The sequence below is a fragment of the Lentibacillus sp. L22 genome (assembly GCF_040812445.1).
Classification (GTDB): domain Bacteria; phylum Bacillota; class Bacilli; order Bacillales; family Amphibacillaceae; genus Lentibacillus_C; species Lentibacillus_C daqui.
Genome location: NZ_JBFNXI010000042.1, coordinates 20,020 through 30,065, shown reverse-complemented (window position 1 = coordinate 30,065; position 10,046 = coordinate 20,020). Strand labels below are relative to the sequence as shown.

8 protein-coding genes and 1 pseudogene are annotated in these 10,046 nt (G+C 37.7%); all 9 read right to left on the bottom strand.

The features are described from left to right. Positions 1-39 precede the first annotated feature (39 nt). Positions 40-843 carry an MFS transporter gene (locus tag ABRT01_RS14780; RefSeq protein WP_367748196.1) on the bottom strand — a complete coding sequence of 268 codons (804 nt, stop codon included), beginning with the start codon at positions 841-843 and terminating at the stop codon, positions 40-42. 417 nt (positions 844-1,260) lie between these two features. Next, positions 1,261-1,884, bottom strand: a complete 624-nt coding sequence (locus tag ABRT01_RS14775; RefSeq protein ID WP_269410266.1) for a bifunctional 4-hydroxy-2-oxoglutarate aldolase/2-dehydro-3-deoxy-phosphogluconate aldolase — start codon at positions 1,882-1,884, stop codon at positions 1,261-1,263. Between the two features lie 34 nt (positions 1,885-1,918). Beyond that, positions 1,919-2,872, bottom strand: a complete 954-nt coding sequence (locus ABRT01_RS14770) for a sugar kinase (RefSeq protein ID WP_269410267.1) — start codon at positions 2,870-2,872, stop codon at positions 1,919-1,921. After that, a complete protein-coding gene (locus ABRT01_RS14765) occupies positions 2,872-3,906 on the bottom strand; it encodes a LacI family DNA-binding transcriptional regulator (RefSeq protein ID WP_269410268.1) in 1,035 nt (344 codons plus the stop codon). The genes ABRT01_RS14770 and ABRT01_RS14765 overlap by 1 nt, the downstream gene beginning before the upstream one ends. A 381-nt stretch (positions 3,907-4,287) precedes the next feature. Beyond that, a complete protein-coding gene (locus ABRT01_RS14760; RefSeq protein WP_269410269.1) occupies positions 4,288-4,611 on the bottom strand; it encodes an AtuA-related protein in 324 nt (107 codons plus the stop codon). Continuing rightward, positions 4,599-5,924, bottom strand: coding sequence for an acyclic terpene utilization AtuA family protein (locus ABRT01_RS14755; protein ID WP_269412614.1), 1,326 nt, complete (start codon positions 5,922-5,924; stop codon positions 4,599-4,601). Before ABRT01_RS14755 ends, ABRT01_RS14760 begins: the two co-directional genes overlap by 13 nt. 30 nt (positions 5,925-5,954) lie before the next feature. Next, a pseudogene (locus tag ABRT01_RS14750) lies at positions 5,955-7,247 on the bottom strand (CitMHS family transporter). A 199-nt stretch (positions 7,248-7,446) separates the two neighbouring features. Further along, complete coding sequence (locus ABRT01_RS14745) at positions 7,447-8,826, bottom strand: sigma-54 interaction domain-containing protein (protein WP_367748190.1); 1,380 nt, start codon at positions 8,824-8,826, stop codon at positions 7,447-7,449. A gap of 426 nt (positions 8,827-9,252) precedes the next feature. Beyond that, positions 9,253-10,044 carry an ROK family protein gene (locus ABRT01_RS14740; RefSeq protein WP_269410272.1) on the bottom strand — a complete coding sequence of 264 codons (792 nt, stop codon included), beginning with the start codon at positions 10,042-10,044 and terminating at the stop codon, positions 9,253-9,255. Between the last annotated feature and the right edge of the window lie 2 nt (positions 10,045-10,046).

The window sequence follows — 10,046 nt, the reverse complement described above, 5'->3', positions numbered from 1 at the left end:
GGTTTGCGGGATTACCTAACTATATCAAGGTATACCTGCCTAGTTTGGGCTGCGAAAGTTGAGTAAATAAATAATGAGATGTTTACGAAATGACTTTAACCGTAAAGTAGAGAAATAATCCTTGCATTGCTTCTTTAAAGTTTCCCAAAGTCCAGAAGAAGCAGTTTTTCGCAGATTAGCTTCAATCTCTGGAGTAATTTGGCGTTCCCATGTACTCTTGTAAGCAATAAAAACACAAATCACATAAATAACCGCAAAAAATATCGCATTGTATAAAAAAGGTGCTGCACTATTCTCACCAAAAAATTTGAATAGTTGTCCCGGAACAAACGTTGCTAAAAAAACACCTGAAGAGGATATGAACATTCTGGTTGTTGAAAATAACGTTCTCTTTGTATAATCTTCAGTCATTTCTGTCGGTAGCGTTTCCCAAGGAATCAAAACCATTCCTGCGACTATTTCGAACAATAAATAACTAATCAAATAGTACCAATACCCCATACCTGTGATCCACATTAAAATGAAAACAAGCATAAGCGGAGAACCTATTAAAAGAAAAAAATGTCTACGTCCAAACTTCTTACCAATAGCGGTTCGATAAAAATTATCACTGATACTTCCCATGAATAAACTTATAAAAGCATCAACAACACGGGCAATACCGAGTATTGAAGCCGCTTCCACCGCAGTTAGACCAGCATATGTAGTCCAAAAGAATAAAAGCCAGGCACCAATAATCGTGAATGCGCCACCTCCCATTACATCAGGCAGTCCAAATCCAATTGCACGAAAAATATTTATCTTTCTCGGTTGATATATCTTTGATGCCTTTTCTTTATTCATTAATATCTCCATCCTTTACATTTAAAATGGGAGTATTTCTTAATACAACAGGGATCCATTTTATTAATTATTTAGAAGCCACTTTTGTCATTTACAATCAAAGGATTATTATAATGCGTTTTCATTTTTTATTATGCAATATCTGTTTTTTTCATCAATAAAAATATTAAAATAAGGTAAATTTAGCGGACAACACCCCTAACAAAAGTTGTGATCTGGATATCGTTGTAAGTCGCAATATATCCCCTTTGATAAAAGGTTTAAATACGAAAGCTGCAGTAGTGAATTGCACTGTTTCTTTTGGTTCCATACCTGCCAAAACACCCAGAAAATTCCTGCACATGTTTACCCAACAAGATGAATAATCCTTTAAATTCTACCGTGCTTTTAACATAAATGCCCTTCGCTTTTTAGTGTTTATTTGGTAAGTTGTACTAGCTGCGATGCTTTATCAGTTAACTGTTCCAAATCTGCAGCATTTAAAATCTTCTTAGGGACCAAAGAACTTCCTAACCCGATAGCAATGATTCCTGTGTCCAGAAAATCTAGCATATTCTCCTCATTGATGCCTCCTGTAGCCATTAACGGTATTTGTGATAAAGGCCCTGACACATCTTTAAAATACCGTGGACCCATGGTACCCGCTGGAAACACCTTTACGATATCCGCACCATGTTCATATGCGGTTAGGATTTCAGTTGGGGTTAGACACCCAGGAATACTTAAGGCGCCATATCGCTTGGTCATTTCAATCGTATTTATGTTCATCGTAGGCGAGATGATGAACTTTGCTCCGGAATGGATCGCCATTCTCGCTGATTCAGGGTCAAGCACCGTCCCTGCCCCGATCAACATATCATCTTCTGCCTTTTCGGATAATTGTTTAATAACATCCAAAGCGTTTGGAGAATCAAGTGTTACCTCAAATACCTTGACTCCACCTTTTTTTAGTGCTTTAGCAATTGCAAATACATCATCGGGATCTACTCCACGCATAATTGCAATAATTTTGCTTTCCTCTAATTGCTGAATATAAGACACGTCTTTCACCTCTTAAAATGAAAATGTATTTCTATCATCTTTCAATATAATTTCTTTTCCCCATGTGCATCAGAACATCATCCAAATATGGAAGACCTTCATTATCTCCTGCAACAGTTACAACCATCGAACCGATCGTATTCGCAAATTCCAATGATTGTTCTAAACTATATCCGTGCAAATAGGAATAAATATAACCAGCATTAAATCCATCGCCTGCACCTACAGTGTCCACTACTTTTTTTGGTTGTTTGGCAGTAACGTTTCGTAATTCTCCATTAGCATAGCCGGTTGCCCCCTTTTCCCCACGCTTAATCACAATGTGGTCTGGACCATACTCTTTAAAAATAGTGATATATTGTTCGATTGATTTATCACCAAATAGCCATCTTGCTTCTTCTTCCCCAGAAAAGACAAAATCGACATATGGTAATAGTTTTAACAAGTTCGCTCTTGCCTCATCGATACTCCATAATTTCAAGCGAATATTTGGATCGAGTGAGACCTTTACGCCATGTTTTTTAGCAAGTTGTACGGTATGTTCTAAAATAGACATGTTTTTCGGATCGATCGCTGCAAATACACCTGTTATATGAAGGATCTTCGTATTTTTAAGATAATCTTCATCGATACTGTCTTTTGTCAGCGCTTCTGTTGGGGAACGATCCCGATAATAAAATGTCCTACCAGATCCGTCCTCTAAAATCTCCTTGAAATTGATCGAAGTGGGATACCCATCTATTAGTTTAACCTGTGAGATATCGATTCCTTCTCCACGAATAAAATTAAAAATATATTGACCAAACCCATCGTTGCCAATCCGGCTAATGAATCCAGTTTGTATCCCTAATCTGGCACATCCAATAGCAAAATTAAGTTCTGCCCCACCAATTTTTCGTTCAAAGGAATGTACATACCTCAATGGCCCCTTGGTAATCGGGTCAAAAGTTATCATGGCATCCCCGATAGTTACCACATCCTTCAGCATCAAATCCCCCTCTTTTCCTGTATGTGTCCACTACTCGACTCTCGAATAAGTAATTTTGGCTCAAATCGATACACCGACTGTTCCAATTCCGCATCAGTTTTGTTAATTTTTTGAAGTAACAAACTTGCAGCTTTCGTTCCCATTTCAAATGTAGGTTGCGCAACTGTTGTAATTGTTGGATGGAATGCTAAAGCAAACGGAACTTCGTCAATACCAACAAGAGCAATATCATCTGGAATTTTTACGTTCTCTTCCTTAAAAAATTTAAGTATCTCCATCAACGTCAAGTCATTACCTGCAAGGATCCCTTTAGGAGGATGAGATGATTGCAACAAATGTTTAATCGCGGCCTTCATTTCGCTTATTTCTGTATGAATGATCCAATCATCCTGAACGATTAAACCATTTTCCGCCATAACCTTTCGATACCCTTCCACCCGTTCAAACCGAGGTGTCAGGTGCTGGTTATATGAGGTTGTTACCATTCCAATCTCATGTATCCCCTCATCAATTAAATGCTGAACAGCGAGAGAACTTGCCTTTTCGTTATCCAACAAGACGGAACAACCTTCCCCATTCGGACTAAGACGGTCCATGAAAACAAGCGGGTAATTTTCATTTATTAACTCTTGATATAAATTAAGATTTTCCCCGGTAGGAAATATAATGAGACCATCAACTTGTTTCGCCCTTAGCATGTCAATATAATTTTTTTCTTTTTCCGGGTCATCATCCGCATTGCACACGATGACATGAAATTGATTCGATTGGCAATAATCCTCGATGGATCGAATAATTTGGGTCGAAAAGGTATGCAGTATATTCGCAACAATCACACCTATAGTAGATGTTTTCTTTTGCTTCAAACTACGGGCTATATAATTTGGTTGGTAATTCAACTCTTCTATTGCCGCTTTAATTCGATTTTTCGTGTTTTCCCCCATATAATTGAAGCGTTTATTTAAATATTGAGAAACAGTACTCTTAGATACATTTGCTGCTTTAGCTACATCTGCAATACTTGCTTTTTTCATTTTATATTCCTCTTTCTCATTACTAAAACGGTTTAGTAAATCGATTTAGGGTTATTATACAAGAAAATGAAACAGCTTTCAACAAGTTTTTGTCTATAATTAAATATTTTAGGACATACAGATTGATGCAAGCATTAAACCGCAATTCACGCCTTCAATAAAAAAGAAGTTGCAGTCTTTGATTGTTCTTCCAATTTTGATGCTATAAAATGGATACAAAGAGTACTATGTTATATTCATATACAGCTATATACGAAATAAATCCTTATGAACCGCTTCTATGTGGTTCACCTAACACCGCACACCTTTTAAAAAACAGAAAAAGACTACCCGTTAGGATAGCCTTCATTGGATAGAAAATTTCAAAATCAGCGTTTTTTCTTACAGATCTATTCTGTCAATTTCCATTTCCAAAAGCGCACTACTCAAACTCTTCCCATGCGTATCCATTGCTAGTGATGTCGTTACCCCACCCATTAAACTATTATGGCAGACAAAATTCAATGCCTTTATATTGGGTGCCTCATACCGAGTAACTTTTCCTAGTATAATATCCTTCATATGGGACTTAACTTTTTCCGCTGTGATATTTTCACATAACCATTCATAATCCTCCTCGTTATAAGGAATGAGTGAAAGACTTAGCTTATCTCCTTTATCCCCTGCCCTGCTGTGGGCAATATCTAATAATTTCATTTCTTCCATTTCCTCTCCTTTATATTCACCATTGTTTCTATTTGGTCTCTAGGAACAAAGGTGGAAACTACCCCTATTTGTTCAGTAACCTTTTTTCGAGCACCTCCACCGCCTGATGGACCATTTAGGTATAAAGATTCTACCTCTTCTCCAATTAATTCTGCCATATCTCTTAAGTAATGATACCCTGCCGCACGAACCCTAATTTCATAAGGTCTACTCTTCTCTTTAAATTGTGCTCTGTGTACCGAGGATAAACCAATAAAATCAATACGCAAGTCAGGTATTTGTTCCGACAATCTTTCTTTTAATATTTTACCGGCAATTTTGGCGCGTTCTACCGCATCAGACCCCGCGTACGAAATCTCCCCCTCTCCCAAAAAACCTGCATGGTAGCCCAGGGATACTTTAAGTAAATCTGGTCTTTTTTTTCCACATCCATTCCGTACTTCAACTTGGTTTTTCCCTATTTCCTTCAGTTGTACAGAGCTAAAATCAGCTATCACATCTGGTGTTATATATTCAGCTGGATTGTGAACTTCATACAGTAATTGTTCCTTTACCGTCCGTAGATCAATTAAACCACCTGTCCCCTCTACTTTTTTTATAATGGACCGACCATCTGAATCTATTTCAGCATACGGAAAGCCAATATGAGCTAGATTCTCCACTTTCTTTTTATATCCATCTGCAAAATATCCCCCGCTGATTTGACCAGCACATTCTAATAAATGACCATTGACTGTCCCTTGACCTAACCTTTGATAGTCCGTTTTTGACCACTTAAAATGATAAACTTGGGGAGCCAAAAAAAGAGATGGATCAGCAATCCTGCCTGTTATAATAATATTTGATTCTGTTTCAAGAGCGGGCAATATTGCATCAATCCCTAAATAAGCGTTAGCTGAGATAATCGGCTCATAAGATGATAATTTTCGGTTGTTTTCCCAATCTGTTGCATTTTTATCAATTTTATCCACTACATCATCCCCGGTTACAGCAGCTACTTTACAAGGAAGATTTAGCTCATCTGCTATTTCAGTTATTTTCTCTGCACCGGCAATAGGGTTAGCAGCTCCCATATTTGTAATTAGTCGTACACCTTTTTTCAGCAATAATGGTAATAGCCTGCGAATCCTTTTCTCTAGTAAAGGATCATATCCATCATTAGCATCGTGAGATTTTCGCTGTTGGGCAAGTGCAATTGTTCTTTCCGCAAGGCATTCTAATACTAAGTAATCTAAATCAGCATGCTTTAATAATATTTCGGCAGGTTCAAGACGATCACCCGAAAACCCTGCTCCAGTTCCTATTCTTAGCATCAATTTATTCCTCCCATGTTTTTTTGAAGTTTATAAAGGGATAACTCCCGTAATAACTGCGATGATTGTCATAATAACCGATGTTCCAAAAGCCCATTTAAAAATAAAACGCTGATGATCGCCTAAATCCACTCCGGCTAATCCTACCAGCAAAAATGTGGAACCCGTCAAAGGACTAATTGGAAAACCAGTTGTCATTTGACCCAAAATTGCTGCACGAGCCATTTCTGCTCCTTCAATCCCATATGCCGAGGCTGTTTGGCTAATCACTGGCAACACCCCAAAATAGAAGGAGTCTGGTGTGAACAATAAACTTAGGGGCATACTTAGAATCCCAATAATGACAGCCATCGATCCTCCCAGACTTTGTGGGATCATTGAAATCATTGCTTCTGCCATAGCATCGATCATTCCCGTCCCTGATAATATCCCTGTAAAGATCCCAGCAGCAAAAATAATCATAGCAACTGTTATAACATTTGGTGCTAAGGAAGCAATTCGTTCTTGCTGAGACTTTGGATTTGGATAATTCATTAAAAGAGCGATAGCAAAGGCAACCATAAAAACAATAGGCAATGGAAGCCATTCTCGCACCAAAGCTATAATGACAATAATGGTTAATATGAGGTTATACCAAAATAGTTTTGGACGCTTTAAGGATATTTCCTCCTTGGACAATTCCTCTTGATAATCATAGGTAATCTGTTTAATCCCTATCCTCTTACGTTCGTTCTTGCCTAGTAAGTAGGCCACAATCAGTACCCAAATTATTCCCACAATCATTGCCGGGATAACTGGATTAAATACTGTACTAACATCGATTTTTAACGCACTGGCCGCCCTGGCAGTTGGCCCACCCCATGGAAGCAAATTCATAACCCCAGCCCCCAAGGCAACAATTCCTGCTAACACAATTCGTTTCATTCCAAGTTTATCGTATAATGGCAGGAATGCGGGAATCGTAATTAAAAAGGTCGAAGCACCAGAACCATCTAAGTGTGATAACATTGCTACAACTGCAGTCCCTATGGCAATTTTAGTTGGATCACCTTTAACCAGCCGTAAAGTCCGGGAAATAATCGGATCAAATAATCCTGCTTGACTCATGATACCGAAGTAAAGAATCGCGAAGGATAACATAATTCCGGTGGGCGCAACCCCCTGAATCCCCTCCAACATGATGGGCCCCAAATCAGAAGCAAATCCTCCTATTAAAGCAAACACAATTGGGATTAAAATCAGAGATATAATTACAGACATTCACTTGGTTAAAATTAGTACTAAAAATATCAAAATTGTAAGAAATCCAAATAAAGCTAACATAGCACTCCTCCTTAAAAACATGTTGTTTGTATAAAAATGCAAAAATTATGCCAAAAAGAAAAAGCCTATAAATCGGGCTTAGGGAAAAATTAGTTCTAGAATATTAGAACATCATCATTTTATATCACTTCTCATATCGACCCACTGAAAACGCTATCATTATTATGATGTTCTAGAATTTATTCCAAATAAATAGAATTCATTCTGATAATTTATTATATAACGTCGCTAACGAAATCCCTAGCTTTTTGGCGGCCTTTTTCTTACCTTCAAGTGTGTAACCATACGTTTTTAATGTTTGTTGAATAATTTCTTGTTCTGTTCTTTTTAGAACTTCCTTCAGACTTTTTTCTTGGTATGTATTTGGTAAGGAAGTCTTTCTTGTAAGAAACTCAGGAAAATGATCCATTTCAATAGTAGCGTTATCTGTCATATTCATAGCGTATTGAAATACATTAAAAAATTCTCGTGTATTACCTGGCCAATCGTACTGGATTAATGCAGAAATCGCATCGTTAGTTACATTCATCTCCTTTAATTCATGTGTATGATGAAGTAAGTGATCGATTAACACATGAATATCGTCTTTCCGATCTCGTAATGGCGGAATAACCACTTGAATTCCATTTATTCGATAATATAAATCTGCTCTAAATCGTTGTTTCCGGGTCATATTTTCAAGATCCTTATTCGTAGCCGCAATAACTTGAATATTTATTTCCTGTTCCCTTAAACCTCCAACTTTTCGAATTCGGCCATCCTGTAATACTCGAAGTAGTTTTGGTTGCAGATCAACAGGCATATCTCCTATCTCGTCTAAAAAAAGAGTTCCATTATTTGCAAGTTCAAACAATCCAATTTTCCCACCCTTTTTGGAATTTGTAAAGGTACCCTCCTCATACCCAAATAGTTCAGCCTCAAGCAATGAAGATGGAATTGCAGCACAATTAACCGGAACAAAAGGATAGCCTGAACGCTTGCCTTCATAATGTATAGCATGAGCAAACAGTTCTTTACCTGTACCACTCTCGCCACAGATAAGTATATTCAAATTACTGTGTGAAGCCTTCTTGGCAATAGCTACAGTTTTTTCCAACCCAGCATTTTTTCCAATAATATCGTCAAACGTATATCTGGTTTTATAAATATCCCCAACAGTGTTTTCTAGTTTACCTAATGCCTCTCTGCTTTTAGCCAGTTCCTTGGTGAGCTTACCAACTTCTGTAACACTTTTAAGGACGGAAACTGCCCCTATCATCCGCTCCCCGCTATCGATCGGTGCCATGTCTACAACATATCTACTATTCCCTTCTTGCCGATAAATTCCGGTTCTTTTTTTACCATCGTTTAATACACTAGGTAAAATAGCACCTTTTCTGACATCGACCAGCTTTTTACCAATGATCGTTCCCTTCTTTACCCCAGTTATATTGGTATATTCATCATTTATCACCCGTACAATTCCCTTCGAATCTATAACTAATATACCATCATTAATAGAATCGATAATTTGTTCCAGCCAATTAATATAAGCGGTTGAGGATACATTGAGTTCATTCATATTATAATTTTCAAACATATGAAATTCTCCTTTAGTTTGAATACTGATGTGTAAAGTCACTAATGGTTATGTTATATTTTTGGAAATTAAGGGATTGGCTTTAACCAACAACATATGCGTAGGAAGAGTTTGTATGGTCGGGATTTCACCTATACTGCGAGGATTAAAAGTTAAAACCTTCCCCATAGTTAGCACACCCTCCATAAAGTAATTTCGCATTATAATGTCACCTAACAGAATATTTCTTGCAGAGTTTTCTGCAGGGGGAGTTTTTTGAAAAGGCAAATGTCTGAGCTAAAAATATACCTTTAAGTATTTGTGTATTAACCTCCCACCTTCACTTTGATTTTATAAACTGACTGGCCGCCCCCAGAATCATTGCATCAGACCCAAGTTCTGAGATTTTAACTTCGACTCCTTGATTGATTGGCATTACCTCTTCTTTCAGTTCATTGGTAATATTAGAGGAAAGTTCCGACAATGAATAAGCAACACCACCTCAATAATCACCTTTTCTGGATTAAAAATGGTTATTAACGATTTTATAGTTACGATCAGATAATAAATATAACGATCTACCACTTTTTCCGCTTTAGGATCTCCTTGCTTAGCAAAAGAAAACACTTCAGATCCCTTTAATTCTACTCCCGACTCCTTCATATAGGCACGCTCGATTGCCTTTCCCGATAAATAAGCCTCGACACATCCGTTTCTTCCACAAGTGCAAGGAAGCCCATCCGGAACGAGTGTAAGGTGTCCAAATTCCCCCGCAGCCCCACGATGGCCTCGGTAGAGTCGACCATCGATGACAATACCACCTCCTACCCCCGTACCAAGCGCAAGACAAATCATGTTTTTTGATCCGATTGCTGCTCCAAACATTACCTCTCCCAAAGCCATAGCTTGTACATCATTCACAACCTTTACAGGGATGGACAATTTCTTTTCCATATACATTTGAATATTTAAACCTTGCCAGTTTTGAAACGTGTCCGTAGATGAAATAACACGTCCATCTTCATTTATTTGACCGGCAGAACCAATTCCAACGCCAACACATTGCTGAATTGAATCATCCATTTCTTGTATAATGTCTATAATTCTATTAAGAATAATTTCTCCTTTTTCATTAGAAAAGGTAGGGATAATCTCCTTTTTTAAGATGACTCCATCTTCTTGTATGAGGGAAATAGCACATTTTGTCCCTCCGATATCAACACCAAACATTTTATCCATTT